This is a genomic window from Micrococcus sp. 63XJN7_8_ISO-PGPR-S23-253, assembly GCF_056173425.1.
Window position 1 is genome coordinate 168,852 of sequence record NZ_CM149673.1, and the last position, 21,918, is coordinate 190,769.

Annotated in this window: 23 protein-coding genes, 1 tRNA gene, 4 pseudogenes and 1 other annotated feature; of the genes and pseudogenes, 7 read left to right on the plus strand and 21 right to left on the minus strand. The window is 66.8% G+C overall.

The window, feature by feature from the left end; translation table 11 throughout:
• Positions 1-8: 8 nt before the first annotated feature.
• The 5 genes and pseudogenes from AC0VX4_RS00810 to AC0VX4_RS00830 all read left to right on the plus strand — a co-directional run.
• Positions 9-719, plus strand: a pseudogene (locus AC0VX4_RS00810) (formate/nitrite transporter family protein); the annotation flags it as partial.
• Positions 720-943: 224 nt separating this feature from the next.
• Positions 944-1,216, plus strand: coding sequence for a transposase (locus AC0VX4_RS00815; protein WP_002856203.1), 273 nt, complete (start codon positions 944-946; stop codon positions 1,214-1,216).
• Positions 1,216-1,317 (plus strand) — a sequence feature (AL1L pseudoknot). Its footprint overlaps the gene before it by 1 nt.
• On the plus strand, positions 1,255-2,076 hold the full coding sequence (locus AC0VX4_RS00820; protein ID WP_475464457.1) for an IS3 family transposase: 822 nt from the start codon (positions 1,255-1,257) through the stop codon (positions 2,074-2,076). (Overlaps the previous feature by 63 nt.)
• Positions 2,016-3,368: an IS30 family transposase gene (locus AC0VX4_RS00825; RefSeq protein ID WP_475464458.1), complete on the plus strand. Its 1,353-nt coding sequence runs from the start codon at positions 2,016-2,018 to the stop codon at positions 3,366-3,368. The genes AC0VX4_RS00820 and AC0VX4_RS00825 overlap by 61 nt, the downstream gene beginning before the upstream one ends.
• A 4-nt stretch (positions 3,369-3,372) precedes the next feature.
• Positions 3,373-3,675: pseudogene (locus tag AC0VX4_RS00830) on the plus strand (integrase core domain-containing protein); the annotation flags it as partial.
• A gap of 44 nt (positions 3,676-3,719) precedes the next feature.
• Here the strand turns inward: AC0VX4_RS00830 and AC0VX4_RS00835 are convergent.
• Both AC0VX4_RS00835 and AC0VX4_RS00840 read right to left on the minus strand, forming a co-directional pair.
• Complete coding sequence (locus AC0VX4_RS00835) at positions 3,720-4,334, minus strand: hypothetical protein (RefSeq protein ID WP_002856206.1); 615 nt, start codon at positions 4,332-4,334, stop codon at positions 3,720-3,722.
• A 248-nt stretch (positions 4,335-4,582) separates the two neighbouring features.
• Positions 4,583-5,261: pseudogene (locus AC0VX4_RS00840) on the minus strand (IS5 family transposase); the annotation flags it as partial.
• Between the two features lie 115 nt (positions 5,262-5,376).
• Between AC0VX4_RS00840 and AC0VX4_RS00845 the strand changes: the two are divergent.
• The gene (locus AC0VX4_RS00845; protein ID WP_031943898.1) at positions 5,377-6,621 is read left to right on the plus strand and encodes an IS256 family transposase; all 1,245 of its coding nucleotides are present in this window, start codon (positions 5,377-5,379) and stop codon (positions 6,619-6,621) included.
• A gap of 41 nt (positions 6,622-6,662) precedes the next feature.
• On the opposite strand, the pseudogene AC0VX4_RS00850 reads toward AC0VX4_RS00845, so the two are convergent.
• From AC0VX4_RS00850 to AC0VX4_RS00900, 11 genes and pseudogenes are all read right to left on the minus strand, one after another.
• Positions 6,663-6,899 (minus strand): annotated as a pseudogene (locus tag AC0VX4_RS00850) (transposase); the annotation flags it as partial.
• Positions 6,900-7,479: 580 nt separating this feature from the next.
• Complete coding sequence (locus AC0VX4_RS00855; RefSeq protein ID WP_101966191.1) at positions 7,480-8,421, minus strand: cation diffusion facilitator family transporter; 942 nt, start codon at positions 8,419-8,421, stop codon at positions 7,480-7,482.
• A gap of 2 nt (positions 8,422-8,423) precedes the next feature.
• On the minus strand, positions 8,424-8,813 hold the full coding sequence (locus tag AC0VX4_RS00860; protein ID WP_061867931.1) for an ArsR/SmtB family transcription factor: 390 nt from the start codon (positions 8,811-8,813) through the stop codon (positions 8,424-8,426).
• Positions 8,814-8,949: 136 nt separating this feature from the next.
• Positions 8,950-9,540, minus strand: coding sequence for a LysR substrate-binding domain-containing protein (locus AC0VX4_RS00865; RefSeq protein ID WP_475464459.1), 591 nt, complete (start codon positions 9,538-9,540; stop codon positions 8,950-8,952).
• Positions 9,528-10,010: a hypothetical protein gene (locus tag AC0VX4_RS00870; RefSeq protein ID WP_475464338.1), complete on the minus strand. Its 483-nt coding sequence runs from the start codon at positions 10,008-10,010 to the stop codon at positions 9,528-9,530. Before AC0VX4_RS00870 ends, AC0VX4_RS00865 begins: the two co-directional genes overlap by 13 nt.
• 44 nt (positions 10,011-10,054) lie before the next feature.
• Positions 10,055-10,128, minus strand: a tRNA-Cys gene (locus tag AC0VX4_RS00875).
• Positions 10,129-10,143: 15 nt separating this feature from the next.
• Entirely contained in the window at positions 10,144-10,662 is a 519-nt protein-coding gene (locus tag AC0VX4_RS00880; protein WP_088477527.1) for a carboxymuconolactone decarboxylase family protein, read from the minus strand.
• Between the two features lie 13 nt (positions 10,663-10,675).
• Positions 10,676-11,041, minus strand: coding sequence for an ArsR/SmtB family transcription factor (locus tag AC0VX4_RS00885; RefSeq protein ID WP_475464337.1), 366 nt, complete (start codon positions 11,039-11,041; stop codon positions 10,676-10,678).
• A 41-nt stretch (positions 11,042-11,082) separates the two neighbouring features.
• Entirely contained in the window at positions 11,083-11,760 is a 678-nt protein-coding gene (locus AC0VX4_RS00890) for a DUF8185 domain-containing protein (protein WP_475464336.1), read from the minus strand.
• Between the two features lie 64 nt (positions 11,761-11,824).
• On the minus strand, positions 11,825-12,130 hold the full coding sequence (locus tag AC0VX4_RS00895) for a metal-sensitive transcriptional regulator (RefSeq protein ID WP_006214168.1): 306 nt from the start codon (positions 12,128-12,130) through the stop codon (positions 11,825-11,827).
• A gap of 10 nt (positions 12,131-12,140) precedes the next feature.
• Positions 12,141-14,042 carry a heavy metal translocating P-type ATPase gene (locus AC0VX4_RS00900; RefSeq protein WP_259788409.1) on the minus strand — a complete coding sequence of 634 codons (1,902 nt, stop codon included), beginning with the start codon at positions 14,040-14,042 and terminating at the stop codon, positions 12,141-12,143.
• Positions 14,043-14,231: 189 nt separating this feature from the next.
• On the opposite strand from AC0VX4_RS00900, the gene AC0VX4_RS00905 reads away from it, so the two are divergent.
• Positions 14,232-14,363: a hypothetical protein gene (locus tag AC0VX4_RS00905; protein ID WP_270450537.1), complete on the plus strand. Its 132-nt coding sequence runs from the start codon at positions 14,232-14,234 to the stop codon at positions 14,361-14,363.
• 85 nt (positions 14,364-14,448) lie between these two features.
• Here the strand turns inward: AC0VX4_RS00905 and AC0VX4_RS00910 are convergent, their stop codons facing one another.
• The 8 genes from AC0VX4_RS00910 to AC0VX4_RS00945 form a co-directional block, all read right to left on the minus strand.
• Positions 14,449-15,048 (minus strand): YdhK family protein, encoded by a 600-nt coding sequence (locus tag AC0VX4_RS00910; RefSeq protein ID WP_158493366.1) that lies wholly within the window; start codon positions 15,046-15,048, stop codon positions 14,449-14,451.
• Positions 15,049-15,145: 97 nt separating this feature from the next.
• Complete coding sequence (gene fdxA, locus AC0VX4_RS00915) at positions 15,146-15,475, minus strand: ferredoxin (protein ID WP_006214165.1); 330 nt, start codon at positions 15,473-15,475, stop codon at positions 15,146-15,148.
• Positions 15,472-16,707: an MFS transporter gene (locus tag AC0VX4_RS00920; RefSeq protein WP_475464335.1), complete on the minus strand. Its 1,236-nt coding sequence runs from the start codon at positions 16,705-16,707 to the stop codon at positions 15,472-15,474. The genes fdxA and AC0VX4_RS00920 overlap by 4 nt, the downstream gene beginning before the upstream one ends.
• A gap of 45 nt (positions 16,708-16,752) precedes the next feature.
• Positions 16,753-17,898, minus strand: coding sequence for an FAD-dependent oxidoreductase (locus AC0VX4_RS00925; RefSeq protein WP_475464334.1), 1,146 nt, complete (start codon positions 17,896-17,898; stop codon positions 16,753-16,755).
• A 46-nt stretch (positions 17,899-17,944) separates the two neighbouring features.
• The gene (locus AC0VX4_RS00930; RefSeq protein WP_006214162.1) at positions 17,945-18,298 is read right to left on the minus strand and encodes a metal-sensitive transcriptional regulator; all 354 of its coding nucleotides are present in this window, start codon (positions 18,296-18,298) and stop codon (positions 17,945-17,947) included.
• A 66-nt stretch (positions 18,299-18,364) separates the two neighbouring features.
• Positions 18,365-18,616, minus strand: coding sequence for a YHS domain-containing protein (locus AC0VX4_RS00935; RefSeq protein ID WP_006213356.1), 252 nt, complete (start codon positions 18,614-18,616; stop codon positions 18,365-18,367).
• Positions 18,617-18,669: 53 nt separating this feature from the next.
• A complete protein-coding gene (locus tag AC0VX4_RS00940) occupies positions 18,670-20,940 on the minus strand; it encodes a heavy metal translocating P-type ATPase (protein WP_167560393.1) in 2,271 nt (756 codons plus the stop codon).
• 46 nt (positions 20,941-20,986) lie between these two features.
• Positions 20,987-21,802 carry a hypothetical protein gene (locus AC0VX4_RS00945; protein ID WP_081304908.1) on the minus strand — a complete coding sequence of 272 codons (816 nt, stop codon included), beginning with the start codon at positions 21,800-21,802 and terminating at the stop codon, positions 20,987-20,989.
• Positions 21,803-21,918 lie beyond the last annotated feature (116 nt).

Genomic DNA, 21,918 nt, shown 5'->3' on the forward strand with positions numbered 1-21,918 from the left:
GAGAGGCCTCCGAGGAGGGGGCCGACCGGCTGCACCGCTCGTGGCCGGCCCTGCTGACCACCGGATTCCTCGGCGGGGTGGAGATCACCATCGGACTGCTGGCGTACCTGCTCGCCCTGCACGAGACCGGCAGCCACCTGCTGGCGGGCGTGGCGCTCTCAGTGGGGTTCATCGCCCTGTTCCTGGCGCACTCCGAGCTGTTCACCGAGGGGTTCTTCTACCCGATCATGGCCATCGTCGACGGCCGGGGCACCTGGCTCGAGCTGCTGCGGCTGTGGGGCGTCACGCTGGCCACGAACCTGCTCGGCGGCTGGGTCACGGTCGGGCTGATCGCCTTGGCGTTCCCCCAGCTCCACCCGGACCTGGCCGAGACCGCCCACCATTTCCTCGAGATCGGCCTGAGCTGGCAGGGCGCCGCCTTGGCCCTGCTGGCGGGGACGGCCATCACCCTGATGACCCGGATGCAGGCCGGCGCCGAGGACGCACCCACGAGGGTGGCGGCCGCCGTGGCCGGCGCCGTGGTGCTCGGCGGCGGCTCGCTGTTCCACTCGGTGCTGGACTCGGTGATCATGTTCGGCGCCATCCACTCCGGGGCCGCGGGCATCGACTACCTCGACTGGTTGGGGTGGATCTGGTGGGTCATCCCCCTGAACATCCTCGGCGGGCTGCTCCTGACCACGGGGCCGCGCGTGCTGCGCTCGGTGGAGGCGAGGGACTGAGCCGCTCCCCCGACGACGACGAAGCCCCGCGGGGATCACGCGGCAGGTCCTCCTGCGGCGTGTTCGGCGCCACCGCCCGACGCCTGTCCAACACCACCGGACTCCGATCATCGAAACCACCCGTATGCCCGGCCCGCTCCCACGCCCGGTGATGCAGCACCTCGAACAACCCCGACTGAAGCGCCCTGGGTTTCGTTCCGATCCAACTGAAGGAGAATCGGAACATGCCCAAGAAGTACACCCCCGAGCTGCGTGAGCGCGCTGTGCGGATGGTCCTCGAGCGCCAAGTGGCCGAGGGAGGCCCTCGCTCACACTCGATCCGGGCTGTGGCCCCGCAGCTCGGCGTCGGCGAGGAGACCCTGCGCATGTGGTGCAACCGCCACGGCCACGAGATCACCCAGGCGCCGGCGGGAGAAGATCTGCAGCAGGAGAACAAGCGCCTCAAACGTGAGCTCGCTGAAGCCAGGCGCGCGAACGAGATCCTCAAAGCCGCCTAGGCTTTTTTCGCCAGGGAACTCGACCGCCCCACGACGAGATGATCGCGTTCATCGACGAACACCGCGATCAATTCGGGGTCGAGGCCATCTGTCGCACCCTGCGTGCGACGGAATGTGGGTTCATCACCTCCCGCGGCTACCGCGCCGCGAAGACACGACCCAGGTCTTCGAGAACGCTGCGGGACGGGATCCTCGTGGAGGAACTCCGCCGGATCCACGCGGAGAACTACAGCGTCTACGGTGTCCGAAAGATGCACCACGCGATGCGCCGCGCCGGGTGGGAGATCGGCCGGGACCAGGTCGCCCGACTGATGAAGCTCGCCGGCGTGGAAGGGGTGCGGCGCGGACGCACGCCGATCACCACGAGGCCGGCAGATGAGCCGGATGCTCGTCCTGACCTCGTGGAGCGCTGCTTCACCGCCCAGCGGCCGAACCAGCTGTGGGTCGCTGACATCACCTACGTCAGGATCCTGGGCGGGTTCTGCTATGTCGCTTTCATCACCGACGTCTACTCCCGGCGCATCGTGGGATGGGCGGTCTCGGGCAACCTTCACACCGCGGGGCTGCCGTTGCTCGCCCTCGAGCACGCCCTCGTGAGCACGGGAGCCAGCCGTGGCCGGCAGGGCCTGGTGCACCACAGTGACAGGGGCAGCCAGGGTGGATTCAATCGGTCGTCGCAACACCCCCAGAATCATTGGAGGTATGGGCGATGGCCAGCAAGGACTGGGCGAGGAAGATCAGTGACGTGCCGGAGGGGACACGGCGGCAGTGGAGAGCGGATCGGGCCTTGCGGGCCCCGATGCGTTCTCCTGGCAGGCCGCAGCCCTCACGGGAGGTCCAACGCCAGTTCTGGCGGGTGATCGCCACTGGCGTCACCACGGTCGAGGCGTCCCTGAGTGTGGGCGTGTCCTGGCCCGTCGGGGCGCGCTGGTTCCGTCACGCTGGCGGGATGACCCCACTACCCCTGGTCGAGCCCACCGGCCGGTACCTGTCCTTCGCTGAGCGTGAGGAGATCGCGATCCTCCACGCCCAGGGCCACGGGGTGCGCCAGATCGGGCGTGCCCTGGGACGTGACCCGGGCACGATCAGTCGTGAGCTGCGCCGCAACTGCGCCACACGTTCCGGGGGGAAGGAGTACCGGGCCACGGTGGCGCAGTGGAAGGCCCAGCAGGCGGCCAGGCGCCCCAAGCCGGCGAAACTGGCCACGAACCAGCGGCTGCACGACTACGTCCAGGCACGGCTGAACGGGGTGGTTCTGGGCCCCGATGGCGTGGCCGTGCCAGGACCGGTCGGGCCCGGGTTCAAGGGGCGGAAGATGAAACCGCGCCGGGCGGACCGGCGGTGGTCTACGGCGTGGAGTCCTGAGCAGATCAGCCACCGGCTGCGCGTGGAGTTCCCGGATGATGAGTCCATGCGGATCTCTCATGAAGCGATCTACCAGTCGCTGTTCATCCAGGGGCGTGGGGCGCTCAAGCATGAGCTCGTCGCGTGCCTGCGTACCGGGCGGGCTCTGCGCGAGCCGCGGGCACGCACCCGGAACAAGCCCCAGGGCCACGTCACCGAGGACGTGGTGTTCAGCAAGCGCCCACCCGAGGCCGCTGATCGTGCTGTGCCCGGGCACTGGGAAGGGGACCTGATCATCGGGACCGGGCGTTCAGCGATCGGGACTCTGGCCGAGCGCAAGAGCCGGGCCACGATCCTGGTCCACTTGCCCCGCCTGCAGGGATGGGGTGAGCAGCCGCCGGTGAAGAACGGGCCCTCGCTGGGCGGGTACGGGGCCGAGGCGATGACCGCGGCCCTGATCAAGGCGATGGCGGACGTGCCGGAGCAGCTGCGGCAGAGCCTGACGTGGGACCGGGGCAAGGAGCTGGCCGGGCATGCCAGGTTCACGATGGACACGGGCACGAAGGTGTTCTTCGCCGACCCGCACTCACCATGGCAGCGGCCGACGAACGAGAACACGAACGGGGTGCTGCGGCAGTACTTCCCCAAGGGCACGGACCTGTCGAGGTGGTCGGCCCAGGACCTCGCAGCAGTCGCGTACACGCTGAACAACAGGCCCAGGAAGGTCCTGGACTGGAAGACGCCAGCGGAGGTCTTCGCCGAGCAGCTACGCTCGCTCACGACGAACGGTGTTGCAACGACCGGTTGAACCCGCCCAGTACGTCAGCTTGGCATATTCAGACGCGCTCATCACCGCCGGGGTGAGCGCTTCGGTGGGCACCGTGGGCGACTCTTACGACAACGCCCTGGCCGAGACCGTGAACGGGCTCTACAAGGCCGAGCTCATCCACGCCAAGCGGATCTGGGAGTCCGTCGAGGCGGTCGAGCTGGCCACCATGGGGTGGGTGCACTGGTGGAACACGCAGCGTCTCCACGAAGCGCTCGGCTACCGCACTCCAGTGGAGGTCGAGGCGGCCTACACTCACGACCAGGATTCAGCGCCCGTTGCGTCCTGACCTCGGAACGAAACCCAGGGCGCTTCAAAACGACCGTTTGTGCCTCAGGCCAGCCGCGGGGGAGGCGACATCTCTGGCGCACCCCAGGGGAACCTCGTTGAGGACTCGGCCATACGGGCCCGGATCAGGTCTGGGTTGTGGGTGGGGAGCGGGCCGGGCAGGTCGGACATGGTGACCGGCACCGCGTCGACCACGTCCGCGGGGGTGGTGCTGGTCCACTGACATTCGGTGATGACGGCACCGATGTCAGAGTCCAGGTAGGGCGGTTGACGAGTGAAGGCTCCGGCATTGAGGACGTAGACCGTGCCGGCCTGCACGGGAGCGGTGCCGTCGGGGCGGCGTCCGTAGGAGTAGAACAGGCGCCGGTCGCTCGCGGCGCCTGCCCGCTCTCCGGGGTAGAAGCAGGCGTTGAGGAACTGCGGGCAGTCCGGTGCCCGGAGGGCGTAGGCGATGGCCCAGGTGGGGTCCTCAGTGGCGAACACGGCGGTGCGCTTGGACCAGTCGTCGGGGCTGTGGTCCAGCGGCGCGCGGGGTTCGAGGCGGAGCAGGCCGGAAGTGCCCGACCCGTGGAGCAGGTGGCGCCCGTCAGCGGTCCACTGGGCCAGGCGTGTCCAGGCCGGGCTGCCCTGAGTGGGTGCCGGCCAATGCCCTGAGGTCACGAAGGTCTCCCTCTGTCCGACTGGTCTGGCGGTTCGCACTGCCGCTGGCGGAGCGCCCACTCCTTACAGAGCCGAACCATCACCTCCGTGCATGTCAAGGTTCCAGGCGCTCTGGGGCGTATGTAGAGATGCAGCGAAGATTTCACACGACACGCGGTGAACCCTTCTCGGAGCAAAACCTTCAGCGGGGTCTGTGAAATGTACCCCTCGGCCGCCGAGAGAGTCATCAACGCCCAGGGTCAGTACATCTAGGGCATGTCTGACAATCGTTTTGACCATGCGAGCACAGCATTCAGGACCACAGCGGCCCTGTAGATGATCGCGTACTTGTCATACCGGGTCGCCAGACCCCGCCACTGCTTCAGGTGAGCGTACTGACGCTCGATGACGTTGCGGCCCTTGTAGGCGTCCGCGTCGAGGCTGACGGGGCGCCCGCCGCGGGCACCGCGCCGTCTGCGGTGGCCCTGCTGGTCGGCCGGTTCGGGGATGACCGCTTTGATCCCGCGGGCACGTAGGTGGGTGCGGATCGCCCGGGAGGAGTACGCCTTATCGCCCAGCACGGCCTCGGGGCGGGTCCGGGGCCGCCCTACTGGCCGGGTCACGCGCAGCTGCTCCAGAAGAGGAAGCAGCATCGGGGAGTCCCCTGCCTGGCCGGGGGTGATCAGGCTGACCAGCGGCAGCCCGGTCCCATCGACGAGCTGATGGATCTTCGTGCTCAGCCCGCCACGGGAGCGCCCGATGCCGTGATCGGCCGGCTCCTCACGCGGATTCTTGTAGTTCGATCCATCCCCCTGTGTGGCGGGTGATGTTCGTCGCGTGCTGGTGGGCGCGGGCGATCGTGGAGTCCACCGAGACCGACCAATCGATCAGGCCTTCGGCGTCAGCGGCGGCGGTCAGCGTGGCCAGCACCGTGTCCCAAGTTGAGTCCCTGATAGTGGTGTAACCCTCCCCGGCCGCCAACACCGTCCCCAGCATGGACGCGGTCACCGTGGGAGCCTTCGAGTGAACCTTCCACAGCACTCTCGAAAGGGACATCACCACGATGACCGCTCCTCACATTGTCGACCCTGAACGCCTGCTACGCGAAGCGATCGGCGAAGCCTCGCCGGACTTGTTGCGCCACCTGCTGCAGACCGTGATCAACGCCCTGCTCAGCGCTGACGCAGACGCGGTCTGCGGCGCCGAGTACGGCACCGCTTCTGATACCCGCACCGCACAGCGCAACGGGTACCGCCACCGGCCCCTCGACACCCGCGCCGGCACGATCGACGTGGCCATCCCGAAACTGCGCGCCGGCACGTACTTCCCAGAGTGGCTGCTCGAGCGACGCAAGCGGGCCGAGTCCGCGTTGATCACGGTCGTCGCCGACTGCTACCTCGCTGGGGTCTCCACCCGACGCATGGACAAGCTCGTGCGCCAGCTGGGCATCGACTCGCTCTCGAAGTCCCAGGTCAGCCGGATGGCCGCCGAGCTGGACGAGCACATCGACGCGTTCCGGCACCGCCCGCTGGGGGATGCCGGCCCGTTCGTGTTCCTCGCCGCGGACGCCCTGACCATGAAGGTTCGCGAGGGTGGTCGGGTGATCAACGCGGTGGCCATGGTCGCCACCGGCGTCAACGCTGACGGGCGACGTGAGGTACTCGGGCTGCGGGTGGCCACCACGGAGTCAGGCGCGGCGTGGAACGAGTTCTTCGCTGATCTGGTCGCCCGCGGCCTTCACGGGGTGAGACTGGTGACTTCGGACTCCCACCGTGGCCTGGTCGAAGCCATCGCGGCGAACCTGCCCGGGGCCGTGTGGCAGCGGTGCCGCACGCACTATGCCGCGAACCTGATGGCGGTGACCCCGAAGGCCATGTGGCCGGCGGTGAAGGCCATGCTCCACAGCGTCTACGACCAGCCTGACGGGCCCGCGGTGCACGCCCAGTTCGACCGGCTCTTGGACTACGTGGCCGAGCGGTTGCCCGCCGTGGCTGGGCACCTCGATGCTGCTCGGGAGGACATCCTCGCGTTCATCTCGTTCCCGAAGGACGTGTGGTCCCAGATCTGGTCGAACAACCCTGCCGAGCGCCTGAATCGGGAGATCCGGCGCCGCACGGACGCGGTGGGCATCTTCCCGAACCGGGATGCCGTGGTGCGGCTCGTGGGGGCCGTGTTGGCTGAGCAGACGGATGAGTGGGCCGAGGGCCGCCGGTACCTCGGTCTCGAGCTGCTGGCCCGCTGCCGCGAGCCCCTCACGCAAGAACCGGGCACCGTGATGGGCACGGAGGTGATGCCGGCCCTGGCCTGATTCTCATGCCTCGAAGACGGTTACACCACTTCCAGGGACTTGACCGTGTCCCAGGTGCCTTTCTCGGCCAAGCGCCGATGCCAGGTCCACACGGTCTGCCAGGGCCCGTAGACCTCGGGCAGATCCCTCCAAGCGATTCCGCACCGGTACCGGTAGATGATCGCCTCCACCATGGTGCGGGCGTCGGCGAACGGCCTGCCGGCGCGGCCGGTCCGGGTCGGGAGCATCGGGGCGATCAACTCCCATTGGGCGTCGGAGAGCATCTGGAACCGGGACATGTCCCCAGGGTCTCAGCTGACTCGTGCATCTATTCTCAGACACGCCCTAGCCGACCACCCTGACCGCTGCGTCGCGGACATGTCCCAGGCGCGCGCCTGACAGTGCGCTCATGCCGGGAAGGCGATTCTGAGGCCGTGCCACCTGCCGCTCGACTTCCGCCTCAGGCACCGGGTGCAGAGGAGTCACCTCTCGTGGTCGACGGCGGGCTATCAGTCGGGGATGCTCTCGCGTGCAGCCTTGCGAATCTGTGCTGAAGCGTGCTGCGAGGCAAAGGTCAGCAGTTGAGAAACAGCTGGCGGGCGTGAAGCAGGAACTGGTGACAGCTGATCGTTAGTGCCGGGAGGCTGAGGATGAGTCGTTGGCGGCCGTGCATCCGGTGAGCAGGAAAGCACCGACCACGACGGTGATTGCAGCGGTTTTCGTTCCGCCGTACTTCGGGAATGGCCTGAAGTTTTTCATGGGATTCCTTCCCGTGTCTGCCCGTGGTGCCAATTGGCCTTACTACCCCATAGGGGTAGTGCCTACCTGCGTGACGCGGAAGCGCCCCCGCCCGGAACGAGCCCGGGAGGGGCACTGCGTTCAGTCGTGCTTGCTGATTTCCGGTTCATGTTCGGCAATGTGCTCGGTCTCGATCTGGAAGGTCGAGTGATGGATGGAGACCTCGAAGTGTCCTGCGACGCAATCTTTGATCTCGTGGAGCGTCTGCGCGGCACGACCGTCGGTGAAACACTCGTCCTCGACGACGACGTGGGCGGTCAGGATCGGCAGGCCGGTCGCCACAGTGGAGGCGTGCAGGTCATGGACATCTTTGACATGGTCAAGTTCGAGGATGTGCGAACGCACCTTGTCGAGGTCGAGGCCCTTGGGAGTGAACTCCATAAGGACGCCAGTGGTCTCGCGCATGAGCTTGAACGCGCGAGGCACGATCAATGCGGCGATAAGCAGTCCGGCGATGGCATCGGCCTGCATGAACCCGGTCGTGGCGATGACGATCGCCGCGATGATCACTCCGAGCGACCCGAGGGCATCATTGAGAACTTCGAGGAACGCGGCACGCATGTTGAAGTTCGAGCCGCGGCTGGAGGCGAGGATGGTGATGGCGATGATGTTCGCGACCAGGCCGATGATGCCGAATATCAGCAGTTCGCTTGCGGGCACCTCCGGCGGCTCGAACAGTCGCCGGATGCCTTCGATGGCGGCGTAGGTGCCCACCGCCAGCAGCAGTGCCGACTGTCCGAGGGCTGCGATCACTTCGATACGCCGGAACCCCCAGGTGCGCTTGGAGTTGGCGGGCTTGAGCATCAGCGTCGCGGCGATCAGTGCGACCAGCAGCCCGGAGGCATCGGTAATGGCATGGGCGGTGTCGGTCAGCAGTGCGAGGCTGCCGGTGATGATCGAGCCGATGGCCTGGGCGACGACGATCGTCGCGGTGATCGAGAATGCGATCCAGAGTTTCTTGCGGAAATCTCCGGGGTGACCGGTCTCGCTGGCGGCGGGGCCGTGATTGTGTCCTGCGCCCATGACTACTTCTTGTCCGTATCTGTCGCGTGGTGGGTATGTGGGAGTCGCAGGTGCGTGCAGAGCAGGGTCTGCGTGCCGGTGGCATCGAGGAGGCGTTCGGCAGCGGCGATGAGGGTACGCAGGAGCTCGGACTGTGCCAGCGAGTACCAGGTGGAGCGCCCTTCCGGGCGCATCGTCGCCAGGCCGCACTCGACGAGGAAGCCGACATGCTTGCTCACCGTGGACTGGGCCAGGCCCATGTGCTCGACCAGGTCCCGGACCCGGTGCTCCCCGGAGGCGAGGTGCTGCACGATCGCTAACCTCGTCGGCTCCGCAAATGCCTGGAACAGGTGGGCGTACGCTACTGTCGCCACTTCGTCGAGGGTTGCCCCCTCCTCTTGAATCATCGTCATAGGGCGATCATATCGCGCTAGAGCGATATTGTCGAGTGTGATCTGTTGCTCCGACACGGAATGAAGCTCAGGGGTCCCGTCGCACCCGAGGATGGGCTACCTGGGGGATGGTCGGTCGCATAGCTGCAGTGGGGAGCTACGTCAGCTGACCATCGGCCCCGGTGGAGAGCAGGCGGGGTGGGGAGCCGATGTCGATGAGTCGGGTGAAGTAGTCCTGTGCGCAGGTGGCGACGACCCCCACCTGCGGGTGGCTCCTCCTCTGCCCTGGCCAGGTCAGCGCCACGGTCACCCGTGGGGCATCCTCGATGGGCAGATAGACCACCTCCGGCGCGCGGTGATTGTGCGTTGTCGCCTCTGCAGTGATGCCGATGGCGTCGCCGACAGCGATGCGGGTTAACCACTCGTCCGTGTTCGCCACCGAGATCGTGCGCGGCATGCGAGCAGTCGTACTCCACAGCTCCCCGGTGGCCGTCGGAGCGGTCGCCCAGACCGCCACCGGCCCGTCAGCGAGATCGGCTAGGGTCACCGACTCCTGCCGGGCACGCGAGTCGGTACTCGTCACCGATGCAACCAGGCGTTCGGTGAACAGCGGTAACCGCTCCAAACCCGGACCAATGGCACGTTTGGGTGAAGAAGAGCGGATGAGTGCGGCATCGATCGCCCCCGTCGCGCAGGGCCCAGATCGGGTCCGTCGGGCGACTGTATTCGATGAGCTCAGCGTGCCCACGCTTCCATTCCTGGAACAGAGGCAAGGTGTGACGGCCAAAGCCGGCCCAGGCGCAACGGCACCAGGATGCGCAGTGAGGCCGTGGTGCGATCTTCCAGGTGAAAAGGTAGGTTTGAATCCGGTTCCGAGAAGGGCACATGGGCCTGGGTCCGACGATCAGACTCTGTTGTGAGCCGCGGCCCGCCCTCGCCCTCGCAACGTTCAAGTGAGTAGATCCTGGAACGGCCGAACTTCAGACGGATGCCGTAGCCGCCGTTGGGTCCGTCAGGCAGAAACTCTGCCCCCAATTCTTCGAGGGCGGCCCGCACACGCTCCTGCTTCTTCTCCGACAAGTCGTGTCGCCCCTTCTCGAAGTCGCGCAACTCTTCCTTGGTCACGTTGGCTTCGCGGGCGATATATTGGGCGCTCACCTTCACGAGGATGCGCGCGGCGCGTGTCATGTCACCGTTGAAGATGTGCTGGCTCTCCATCACTCGCCTCCTGCGACGTGTGTCCTATTGGGCTCAGCGGGAAGTGGAGGTGCCTACGGGATTCGAACCCGTGTAAACGGTTTTGCAGGCCGCTGCCTATCCTCTCGGCCAAGGCACCAAGTCGCCGGCGAAGTCAGTCGCCCGGCGTGAGGCCAGCAACCAGGTTGAAGGCGCCGGTGAGAATGTTCAGCGACACGACCCCGACGACATCAGAGATCTCACGGTCGCTGTACCCGTATCCCCGAAGCTCGTCAATCTGCTCGTCGGTGATCGACGTAGGCTCACGGTAGACCTGGAGGCCGAGCGCGATCATCGCCGCGACCGGGCTGGTCATCGCCGTACCCTGCTGGGCGAGTGCGATCTCGTCATCGCTGACCCCGAGCGATCGTGCCGCGCTGATGTGCGAGGCCAGGCACATTCCGCATCCCTGCTTCGACTGCACGGCGATCGAAACGAGCTCGCTGACTTTACGGTCGAGCTTGGCGCGACGCATGGCTTTGCTCAGGTCGAGATAACCGCCGAGCACCGCCGGGGAGTGCGCCATCGTCGAGACCATGTCTCCGACCTGGCCGTGCCGCTCGACGAGATCGCCGAGCAAGTCTCGTGAGGCCCCCACTGCGGTCTCAGGGGTTAATCGGGAAAAACGGGGCATGATGCCTCCTCTGTCAGTTCGGTCGCAAGTTCGAGGTGGGAGAACCTGCACGAGTGCGTTCCTGCTGCTGATGTTCGGCATGGAAGATCGCAGCCTCAGCCAGCGCCCCGGCATGCACACCGTTCAATAGGTAGAAGTCGCGGGACTCGCGTCGCTGCCGACTCACGATCCCGGCCGACTCCAGGCGGTGAAGCTCGTGGGAGGTCTGGTCGACGGGAAGGTCGACGATGTCCGCCAGATGATTGGCAGAGACCTCGATGTCGCGAATGGCGAGGATCATCTTCACACTCACCGGATTCGCCAGCAACGCGAAGACTCCGACCGCCGCATTCAGATGCGGTGTGTCATACGTGGCGTGCACGTGCTCAACCTTCTTCATAGTCATCAATACTACCCCATACCCCTATAGGGTATCAAGGGTTATTCAATCGATGTGACGGACTCGGAAACGCGTGGCCGGGTGCGGCGGATCGGGGTGAGGCCAGAGGCGACGGGTCCGCGCAGGAGCACGTGTCCAGTCGGGAGGGTCAACCGCGTCCAACGGCCGGCGGTTGAGATCGTGGCCCCGTTTCCTCGGCTGAGGAACCCGAAGACGTAGGCGGCGAACGCAACGCCTTGTGGCAGCGATGCGAGTGCCGTGTCCGGGGTACCCCAAACCGTGCCCCGGATCTTGCGGACGACATCGTCGCCGGGTTTGTCGGGAAGTGCTTGGGCGACGGCCTCGATGCCGGCACGGGCGCTGCGCATCAGCGTCAGGCTGGACACATCCGCAATAAGTCTCCACCCGTGTTGCGGGGGTTCGACGCTGGTCCAGGCGGGTGCCAGCGCGGTTTCCGGCAACGCCAGGGTCAGGGGGTCGGCGGTCGCGGTCAGGGTGTCGACGGTGACGTCGCACTGCAGCTCGGGGTCGGAGCGGAGCGTGCGAAGGACGAGGATCGTAGGAGTGCGGTCGAGCGGACCACGGGGCGTTAGCGCGGCTGCGCTCATGCGCAGCAGCCCGGCCGCGGCCTGCAAGCGCACGCCATGGGCACCGGCCTGCGCGGCCCGCTTAGCGAAGGTGAGCGCGTCGCGGGCGGACGGCGCGTCGGCAAGGAGCAAGCGCGCTGGCATCCTGAGGGTTTGTGCCCGCCGTGTCCTGGAACGCGGTGATCGGGGTCCGGGTTCAGGAGCGAACGAGCCGGTTGATGGCGTCGGTGGCTTCCTGGATCTTCTCGACGGCCGCCTCGTCGCTGAGCTTGGCGGCATCAAGCACGCAGTGCTTGAGATGGTCGTCGAGCAGACCAGTCGCAACCCCCTGGAGGGCACGGGTCAGAGCGGAGACCTGGGTGAGGATGTCGATGCAGTACTTCTCCTCATCGATCATCTTCGCGATCCCACGCGCCTGTCCTTCGATGCGCTTCATGCGGCCGAGATAGCGCTCCTTGTCGCTGATGTAGCCGTGCTGGTGGGAATCGGTATCGACAGACATGGGCATGTCCTTACTTCTGGCGCTCCAGGACGGAACGCGTGCTGGCTTCGGGTGTGAGGTCGATGCGCCGCAGCAGCTGGGCGTTGAGCGCGACAACCACGGTGGAGGCTGACATCAGGATCGCGCCGATCGACATTGGCAGGACGAATCCCACCGGTGCCAGGATACCGGCCGCCAACGGCACCGAAAGAAGGTTGTAGCCGGCGGCCCACCACAGGTTCTGCTTCATCTTGCCGTATGCGCGTCGCGACAGCTGGATGATCGAGAGCACGCTGCGTGGGTCGGAACTGGCCAGGATCACCCCGGCCGAGGCGATGGCGACATCGGTGCCCGCGCCGATCGCGATGCCGACATCGGCCTGCGCCAGAGCCGGGGCGTCGTTGACGCCGTCGCCGACCATCGCGACCCTCTTGCCCTCTTCCTGCAGCTGGGAGACCTTCGCGGACTTGTCCTCCGGGCGCACGCCGGCGAAGACGCGGTCGATGCCGAGCTCCCGTCCGACCTCGTTCGCGACCGCCTCGGCATCGCCGGTGATCATGACGACCTCGACACCGAGGGCGTGGAGGGCGTCGACGGCGTCGCGGGATTCTGGCCGGACCTCGTCGGCGAGCCTCAGCCCGCCGACCACCTGGCCGCCGCGGAGAACGTGCAGAATGATCGCGCCCTCGGAGCGCCATGCCTCGGCCGTGCCGACCTCGTGCTGACCGGTCTCCTCGAGCAGCCGGGGCCCGCCGACGCGGACCTCCTGGCCGGAGACGGTCGCGGTGACGCCGACGGCGGGCGAGGATGAGAAGCCGCTGGCCTGCTGGAGGGCAAGGCCCTTGTCCTTGGCGGCGGTGACGATGGCCTTGGCGAGCGGGTGCTCGCTGTCGGCCTCGGCCGAGGCAGCGAGGGCGAGGACCTGGTCGGCGTCGAGTTCGCCGGTCGGCTCGACGCCGGTGACGGTGGGCTCGCCCTTGGTCAGCGTGCCGGTCTTGTCGAACAGCACCGCGTCGACCTGCCGCATGGACTCCAGCGCCAGGCGGTCCTTCACTAGGACGCCTCCGCGGGCGGCTCGCTCGGTGGCGATGGAGACGACCAGCGGGATCGCCAGGCCGAGGGCGTGGGGGCAGGCGATGACGAGCACGGTGATGGTGCGCACGACGGCCTCGTCGGGCATGCCGATGAGCGTCCAGACGACCGCAGTGACCAGCGCCGCGCCAAGAGCGAACCAGAACAGCCAGGCCGCGGCCTTGTCGGCGATCCGCTGGGCGCGGGAGGATGAGTTCTGCGCCTCGGCGACGAGCCGGTTGATGCCGGCCAGGGCGGTGTCGTCACCGGTGGCGGTAATCTCCACCCGCAGACCGGAGTCGGTGGCGACGGTGCCGGCGGTGACGGTCTGGCCCTCGCCGCGAGAGACCGGGCGGGACTCGCCGGTGATCATGGACTCGTCCATGTCGGCGCGGCCGTCGACGATGGTTCCGTCGGCCGGGACGCTGCCGCCGGGGCGCACGATGACCACGTCGCCCACGTCGAGGTCGGCTGGGGCCACCTTGACGACGTTCTCGCCCTCGACGCGCTCGGCCTCGTCTGGCAGCAGTGCCGCCAACGAGTCGAGCGCCGAGGTGGTCTGGGCCAGGGAGCGCATCTCGATCCAATGGCCCAGCAGCATGATGACGATCAGCAGCGCCAGTTCCCACCAGAATTCGAGCTCGTGATGGACGAGCCCGAGCGTGGCGGCCCAGGAGGCGAAGAAGGCCACCGTGATCGCCAGAGCGATGAGTAGCATCATCCCGGGCTTGCGGGACTTCAACTCGCTGACGGCACCGGTGAGGAAGGGCCTGCCGCCCCAGACGTACATGACGGTGCCCAGTGCCGCGGCGACCCAGCCCGCCCAGCCGGGGACCTCGTAGCCCAGCAGCATGGCGAACATCGGTGAGAGGGCAACCGCGGGGATGGCGATGACGAGGTTGATCCAAAACAGCCGGCGGAACTGGCCAACGTGGTCCCCGTGCCCGCCATGGCCGCTGTGATCTCCGTGCCCACCGTGCTGGGCATGCTCATCGTGGCCGCCGTGCTCGTCGAGGCCCGTGTGGCCTGAGTGCTGCCCGTGGTCCATGGCGTGGCCCTGATGCCCGGTGTGCTGACCCTCGCGCGTGCCGTGCGCATCCGCCGAGGCGTGCGCGGACACAGACCCGTGGTGATGCTCGCCGTGGGCGGGTGTATCGGTTTCATGGCCGTGGTGCTGGTGTGAGTTCGGGTCCGTCATGATTCCTCTCCTCCGTCATCGAGCCAGGCCGATTGCCGCTCACCCGGTGGCCGGGCAAGCGAACGTCGGCTCAGGACGCTGGTTGGATCTCGCTCTCGACGACCCACTTGTGGTTCGTCATCTTCATGCCGTCCGTCTCGTAGTCGACCATGTAGACCGTCTCATCGGTGGACGAAGCGATGGTGGCCTTTACGCCTTCCATGCCTTCCATGTGCTCGGCGAGCAGAGTCACCTCTGTGCCGTCGGCCAGACGCTCGTCGCCGGCATCCTCAATTTCTTCCTGCACGACCCACTTGTGATCAGTGACGGGGTCGCCGCCACCTGCGGGCGTGTAGTTCACGGAGTACGTGTACGTGTCGAATGCGCCGGAAATCGTTGCTGTAGCCCCTTCCATGCCTTCCATGTGGTCGGCCGTGAGCTGCACCTCGGTACCGACAGGGTAGGTGGGCTCACTGGCTTCGGCGATACCCTCGGGTGCCGGTCCGCCGTCCATCGGGTGCTCCATCTCCTCATCACCGCTTTCTGCGTTGTTGCCGCCGTGGCCCTGATGCTCCTCAGTAGCCGAAGGGTCGGTCTGCTGGTCGTCGTCTGCTCCGCTGGCGCAACCGGCGAGCACGAGCGCCACTCCGAGCGCTCCCGCTGCCAGTCCTGTTCGCAGTCTCCTCTGCATGTCATTTCCTTTCATCAATATGCCTACCCTATACCCCTAGGGGGTACTAGTCAAGACTTGTGTGTTGTGTCGGTATGGATCAATCGGAAACCCCTTCTCAGAGGGTCTGCTCGTGTTGGATGGGCAATGCGGCGATGAGGGGATGGTCGAAGCCCGTCGGTCCGATCTTCGCGGCTCCTCCGGGAGAACCCAACTCGTCGAAGAACTCGACGTTGGCCTTGTAGTAGTCAGACCATTCGTCGGGCAGGTCGTCTTCGTAGTAGATGGCCTCGACGGGGCAGACCGGTTCGCAGGCTCCGCAGTCGACGCATTCGTCGGGGTGGATGTAGAGCGAGCGTTCGCCCTCGTAGATGCAGTCGACAGGACATTCGTCGATGCAGGCGCGGTCCTTGACGTCCACGCAGGGAAGCGCGATCACGTAGGTCATGGCTGCTCCTCTCGGTCGGGTGCGGATCGGCGGTGAGAGCCGGTGGGAGGCTCGGGGAAGTCGTCAGTCTCTGCCGGGCCTGCGGCCGGGTGCGGGATGCGCAGGCGCAGGACGGTGGCGACGAGGCTGAGGGCGATGATGATCGCACCGAGGATCGTCATCGTCCCCGACAGGGTGAGCACCGGCACGAGCAATCCGGCGACGATGGTGGGCACGCCGAATGCCAGGTAGGCAACTGTGTAGATCACAGCCATCACGGCGGCGCGTTCCGACGATGCCGTGTGGGGCATGAGTGTGCGCAGTACCCCGAGGAACGCTGTGCCGAACCCGGAACCGACGATCGCGACCGAGGCGACATAGGCTGAGTAGGAACCGAGTGCGAGGGCGCCGATGCTCACTGCGGTGCCGAACGCCAGGGCACTGGTCGCATACAGGCTGATGGTGCGGGCGGAACGCCGCTGTAGGACGGACGAGGCGGTGACTCCGGAGATCGCCAGTGCGAAGATGACGATCCCAGCTTGGGTGTGCGTGGAGCCCCCAAGCTCACTGCCGACGAGGTCGGCTCCGAGCGCGAGGAAAAGCCCGTTGGTCGCCCACCCGGCGATGATCACGGGCACTCCGGCGGTGAACATGCGGCGCAGGTGCGGTGGCACGGTGAACCGCGGACGGAGGTCGCCACGTCGTATCTGGGTCTTCGGGACCAGTTCCGGTGTGCTCCACACGACCGTTGCCACGATGAGGAAGGCAAGCACGAGCGACCCGAAGACGGCAGTTGTCGGTTCGGAGGTGAGATCGAGGAGAAGTGCAGCACCGAGAGCCCCGGCCCCAAGGCCAATCATCGGGCCGATCGTGTTCCACAGGGCTGCGATGTTCCGATGTGACGGGGACTCGAAGTCGATCATCATCGCCGACAGCGCCGGGATCAGCAGACCCGCTGCGAGCCCTTGCAAGGCTCGGGCGACCAGGAGCGCCGCGAGGCTACCGGCGAACCAGAACATGGCCACGCTCAGCGCCAGCGCCAAAGAACCGGCGGCCACGACCGGACGTCGGCCGACGTGGTCGGAGAGTGGTCCGAGGTAGAGCAGCGCGGCCAGGAGGGTGAAGGTGTAGACCGCGAACACGAGTGTGGTGGCGACGGGGATGAGTCCGAGCCGTTCGGCGATCTGGGGATAGAACAAGGACGGCGCGCTGGCAGCGGCCATCATGAGAATGGTCGCTGCCAGCGAGAGCACGAAGCCCCACCGTGGGATCTGCCTAATACAGTCTCCCGCCATTGCCTATGCCCGCACGCCGTGGAGCTGCTGCCCCCACTGGTAGACGGTGCCGACTGCGTCGATGCCAGTGACGCCGACGACGATGCCGTCGATCTCGTGGCGGACGATGAACTCCTCACCCGCTTCCAGGTGGGCGTCTGCGCCGGCTGTGTACCCGACTCCGGAGATCATCTGACCGTAGACCATTGCCATGTAAGGGCTGCGTGGCAGGTAGGCGCCCGGATCGTCGCTAACGCCGAGGTCGTGCAATGCGGCCCGCGCGGCATGCGCACCCTGTGCGGCGGCGTCTTCCCAATGGTCGATGCGCCAGGCGTCCAGTGCTTCGTCGTGGTGCGTGGCCACGCCTCCGGCTGCGTAGACGTGGTCTGCCGCGGCGCGGAGGTGATCGTCGACGTCGATACCGTTCGTCCACGGTGACGGGGCTGCGGGCGTCGTGCCGAGCGCGAGGAGAAGGAAGTCAGCCACGACGGGATTTCCGTCGTTGAGGGTGATGGTGACACCGGATTCTGTTTCGTCGACATGCTGGAGAGTGCGACCGAATCGGGCCTGCACCTTGGCGGCATGGTCGGCGGCGAGGCGCTCAGCCACGGGCGCCCCAAACGCTCCGACGCCGGGAACTGAACTGCGGGAGACCAGCGTGACCATGTGTCCGTCGGCTTGCAGAGACGAGGCTGTCTCGGCTGCGATGATTCCACCGCCGTAGATCGCTACCCGCGCGGGTCGCCCCAGTCCGGTCAGCAGCTTTCGGATGCCCAGGGCATCCTCCACGGAGTGAAGAGCGGTGACCCGCCCTTGTCCGGCGTCGTCGCCGCCGAACACGTCAGCGGGCAGGGAGCGGGGCATGCTCCCGGTCGCGACGATGAGCGCGTCGTAGGAGACTTGTGCGCCGGAGGTCAGCTGGACCTGCTTCGCCGAGGTATCGACTTTGAGCACGGTGTCGGCGATGACCTCGATCTGAGGCAGCGGGAGCTTGATCATCTCCGGCGGTGTCTGACCGAACGCGATTCCCTTGATGAGCATCCGCGTATAGGGCGTCTCCCCGGTGCGGGTCACCAGCGTCACCCGGACATCGTCGCGTGAGGCGAGAGTGCGGGCGGCTGCGGCCCCGGCTGCTCCCGATCCGAGGATGAGGACGTGCTGTGGGGTCATAGAAGAACTCCTGGATGCTGGTCGTGATCGAACTGATGCGCCGGCGTCAGGAGCGCACGAGGCGGGCGATGGCCTCGGACGCCTCGCCGAGCCTCTGCTCGCTCACTGGTCCGCCGGCGAGTGCGGCGTCGAGGACGCAATGCTTGAGGTGATCGTCGAGCAGGCCGAGGGCGACGTTTTCGAGTGCCCTGGTGACTGCGGAGATCTGGGTGAGGATGTCGATGCAGTAGCGGTCCTCGTCGACCATCCGATCGATGCCGCGGATTTGGCCTTCGAGGCGGCGCAGGCGATTGCGGTACTTCGTCTTATCGCTGATGTATCCGTGGACGGACGCGTCGCCGTCGCCTCCTGCGGGGCAGGTGTCGAGGTGGGTTTCGGTGGTGGGAGTCGTAGTGGTCATGTCGGTTCGCTCCGATCAGGTGGCGGGGTGCCGCAGCGGTGCCGCGGCACCCCGCACGCTGGTGGATTACGCCATGTTGGCGGCGTACTTGGCTGGGTCCGAATCGAACGCGGGCCCACAGCCAGCGCAGCAGAAGTAGTAGCGCTCATCCTCGAAGTCGCGGTAGAGGCCGGCGGCCTCGGCGGTCTTCTTGCTGACCGGGGTGCCGACCATGACCGGGCAGGTGGTCATGTCATCGGCGCCCCCGCCAAGAAGGTTCTCGCGTCCACCGTTCTCCACGGCCGGGTTGGTCTCGTTCGTGCTGCAGCAGCTGCTCATTCTCTGGTGTTCCTTCGTTATTGGATTCGTGTGGATGGGTGGGTTCTCGTACGTCACTTCGAGGCGACGCTCGTGAACCCGCGCAGGCGGAGGCTGTTGCCGACGACGAAGACGCTGGAGAACGCCATCGCCGCACCTGCGAGCATGGGGTTGAGCATGCCGAGCGCAGCGACCGGGATCGCGGCGGTGTTGTAGGCGAATGCCCAGAACAGGTTGGTCTTGATCGTCGACAGGGTCTTCCTGGACAGGCGGATCGCGTCGACGGCGGCCCGCAGGTCACCGCGCACGAGCGTGATGTCGGAGGCCTCGATCGCGACGTCCGTGCCGGTGCCCATCGCCAGGCCCAGATCAGCCTGCGCGAGCGCGGGGGCGTCGTTGACGCCGTCGCCGACCATCGCGACGATCTTGCCCTCTTCCTGGAGGCGAGTGACGACGTCGACCTTGTCCTTGGGTAGCACTTCGGCGATGACCTCGTCGATGCCGACCTCGGACGCGATCTGGCGGGCCACGGCCTCGTTGTCACCGGTGAGCAGCACCGGGGTCAGGCCGATCTCCTTGAGCCCGCGGATCGCCTCGGCGCTCGTGGGCTTGACGGTGTCGGCGACGACGAGGATGCCGCGCGCAGCACCGTCCCAGCCGATCGCGACGACCGTCTTGCCCTCGCCCTCGGCCTGGGCCTTCGCCTGTGCGACCTCCGGAGAGAGCTTCTGCGACCAGTCCGCCAGCAGAGACTCGCGGCCGACGACGACCGGGGTCCCCTCGACGATGCCCTGCACGCCCTTGCCCTCGACATTGGCGAAGTCCTCTGGAGTAGGCAGCTGGCCGACTTCCTGGGTCGCGCCCTTGGCGATCGCCTGCGCAATCGGATGCTCCGAAGAGTCTTCCAGTGCACCGGCGAAACGCAGCAGCTCCGCACGATCCACACCGGGCTCAGTGATCACGTCGGTCAGAGTCATCTTGCCGCTGGTGACGGTGCCGGTCTTATCGAGCACGACGGTGTCGACCTTGCGAGTGGACTCCAGCACCTCCGGGCCCTTGATGAGGACGCCCATCTGCGCACCGCGCCCGGTGCCGACGAGCAACGCGGTCGGGGTCGCCAGACCCAGCGCGCAGGGGCAGGCGATGACGAGCACAGCGACCGCTGCGGTGAACGCGGCAGCGACGGGGAACCCGCCTCCCAGCCAGGCGCCGAGGGTGATGAACGCGACGACGATGACGATCGGCACGAAGATGCCGGAGATACGATCGGCCAGACGCTGCACCTCGGCCTTGCCGGTCTGCGCGTCCTCGACGAGCTTCGCCATCTGTGCGAGCTGTGTGTCCGAACCCACACGAGTCGCCCGCACGACCAGGCGGCCGCCGGCGTTGACGGTGGCACCGGTGACCGAGTCGCCCTCGCGGACCTCGACCGGCACGGACTCGCCGGTGAGCATCGAGGCGTCCACCGCGGAGGAGCCGGAGGTCACGAGACCGTCGGTGGCGATCTTCTCGCCTGGACGGACGATGAACTCGTCGCCGACCGCCAGCTCAGAGGTGGGGATCTTCACCTCTACGCCGTCGCGGAGTACGGCGACTTCCTTCGCGCCCAACTCCAGGAGGGCGCGCAGCGCGGCCCCGGCCTGGCGCTTGGATCGCTTCTCGAAGTAGCGGCCGGCGAGGATGAACATCGTCACGCCCGCGCCGACTTCGAGATAAATGTTCGCCGCGCCATCCGACGGAGCGATCGTGAACTCGAAGGGGTGCGTCATGCCGGGAGTGCCGGCAGTGCCGAGGAAGAGCGCATAGAGCGACCACAGCAGCGCGACGGAGGTACCCATCGAGATGAGCGTGTCCATCGTCGCCGCACCGTGCTTGAGGTTCGTCCACGCCGCCTTGTGGAACGGCCAAGCTCCCCAGATGATCACCGGTGCGGCCAGGGCGAGTGAGGCCCACTGCCAATACGTGAACTGCAGCGCGGGGATCATCGCCATCGCGATCACGGGAACAGTGAGCACGATCGCGCCGATCAGCCGATGCCGCAGCGAGGTGAGCTCACTGTCTTCCTCCTCCCCGGCCTCGGTCTCCGACATGTTCGCCGTAGTGTCCTTGGGCTTGGGCAGTGCGGCCGTGTACCCGGTCTTCTCGACCTCGGCGACCAGCAGTGACGGATCGTAGCCGGCAGGCACGGTGACCTTAGCCTTCTCAGTGGCGTAGTTGACGGTGGCCGCGACGCCATCGAGCTTGTTCAGCTTCTTCTCGATCCGGTTCGCGCAGGAGGCGCAGGTCATCCCGCCGATCTCCAACTCGATGTCCGGCCCACCCGTTGGGGGCGCTGATGTGCTCATCCTCTTCCTTCTTTCTCAGCTCTCGTGCGACGCCGGGCCCTGCGGGTCAGTGGCCGTCGGAATGCGAATCGTCTGTCTTCGTGCCGTCACCATGCTCGGCGTCGATCACGAACTCGGCGGTGTGCACCTGCCCGTCGACCTGGAAGTCCAGGTAGAGCAGGTAACGGTCGGCGGTCGGGGCCTCCGCTGCGAATCCGATGTCGGGTCCGGCCGTGTCCCCGGCCTGGGGCTGGTCGCCCTCGGCGTGGACGTGCAGGTAGGCGAGGTCACCCTCGCGCAGCGCCACTAAGTGGCCGAACGCGCCCAGGTAAGGCTCCAGCGTGGTCACCGGCTGACCGTCACGCTCGACCGAGATGGTGAGCTCGCTTGAGGTGCCCGCAGTGAGGTCGCCGTTGAGGGAGACGGTGTATCCGTCGACCTCGTCGGTGGGCTGCGCCTCGGTCTCGACAGGGGTGAAGTCGCCCGCGACCTCGATTGCGCGGGTGAGAGTGATGCCTTCGGCTTCCTCGCCCGCGGGTGTGAAGTCGGCGTACACGCGGTAGGTGCCCGCCTCGTCCCAGGTCCACGGCACCGACCAGGTGCCTGTGCTCGTGTCGAGTTCGGGGTGCACGTGCTGGAAGCCGGCGCCGTCGGTGCGCACGGCGATCAGGTGCAGGTCCTTCTCGTGCGCGGTGGTGTATTCGGTCACCGGTTCGCCGGACTCGTCGAGGATCTGGAAGCTCAGGTCTCCATCCTCGCCTGCGGCCGTGGGGGCCTGGACCGGAGAGAGCACGAAGCCGTCCGCGCTTGCGGAGACCCCGTTCAGAGCGGGCTCCGCGGTTTCCTGCGCAGCGTCGCCGTGCCCTTCACCGTGTGCGTTCACGCCGCTTCCTTCTGCCCATGCTGCTGCGAAGCTATCGGGAATGACGGCGCCGGCGAGGCCGAAGGCCCCGCCGAACGCCACCACCAACCCGGCCCCGTAGAGCGCGAGCCGTCCTC

Bases quoted from the DNA above. Each gene is read 5' to 3' on its own strand.
- fdxA (WP_006214165.1), bottom strand. From the start codon at position 15,475: ATGACCTACGTGATCGCGCTTCCCTGCGTGGACGTCAAGGACCGCGCC.
- AC0VX4_RS00845 (WP_031943898.1), top strand. From the start codon at position 5,377: ATGACCGCTCCTCACATTGTCGACCCTGAACGCCTGCTACGCGAAGCG.
- AC0VX4_RS00930 (WP_006214162.1), bottom strand. From the start codon at position 18,298: ATGACCACTACGACTCCCACCACCGAAACCCACCTCGACACCTGCCCC.
- AC0VX4_RS00815 (WP_002856203.1), top strand. From the start codon at position 944: ATGCCCAAGAAGTACACCCCCGAGCTGCGTGAGCGCGCTGTGCGGATG.
- AC0VX4_RS00855 (WP_101966191.1), bottom strand. From the start codon at position 8,421: ATGGGCGCAGGACACAATCACGGCCCCGCCGCCAGCGAGACCGGTCAC.
- AC0VX4_RS00870 (WP_475464338.1), bottom strand. From the start codon at position 10,010: ATGGAGAGCCAGCACATCTTCAACGGTGACATGACACGCGCCGCGCGC.
- AC0VX4_RS00940 (WP_167560393.1), bottom strand. From the start codon at position 20,940: ATGAGCACATCAGCGCCCCCAACGGGTGGGCCGGACATCGAGTTGGAG.
- AC0VX4_RS00860 (WP_061867931.1), bottom strand. From the start codon at position 8,813: ATGACGATGATTCAAGAGGAGGGGGCAACCCTCGACGAAGTGGCGACA.
- AC0VX4_RS00895 (WP_006214168.1), bottom strand. From the start codon at position 12,130: ATGTCTGTCGATACCGATTCCCACCAGCACGGCTACATCAGCGACAAG.
- AC0VX4_RS00935 (WP_006213356.1), bottom strand. From the start codon at position 18,616: ATGAGCAGCTGCTGCAGCACGAACGAGACCAACCCGGCCGTGGAGAAC.
- AC0VX4_RS00820 (WP_475464457.1), top strand. From the start codon at position 1,255: ATGATCGCGTTCATCGACGAACACCGCGATCAATTCGGGGTCGAGGCC.
- AC0VX4_RS00900 (WP_259788409.1), bottom strand. From the start codon at position 14,042: ATGTTCGCCATGCTGCTGGGCTACGAGGTCCCCGGCTGGGCGGGCTGG.
- AC0VX4_RS00925 (WP_475464334.1), bottom strand. From the start codon at position 17,898: ATGACCCCACAGCACGTCCTCATCCTCGGATCGGGAGCAGCCGGGGCC.
- AC0VX4_RS00880 (WP_088477527.1), bottom strand. From the start codon at position 10,662: ATGCCCCGTTTTTCCCGATTAACCCCTGAGACCGCAGTGGGGGCCTCA.
- AC0VX4_RS00910 (WP_158493366.1), bottom strand. From the start codon at position 15,048: ATGCAGAGGAGACTGCGAACAGGACTGGCAGCGGGAGCGCTCGGAGTG.
- AC0VX4_RS00825 (WP_475464458.1), top strand. From the start codon at position 2,016: ATGCGTTCTCCTGGCAGGCCGCAGCCCTCACGGGAGGTCCAACGCCAG.
- AC0VX4_RS00885 (WP_475464337.1), bottom strand. From the start codon at position 11,041: ATGAAGAAGGTTGAGCACGTGCACGCCACGTATGACACACCGCATCTG.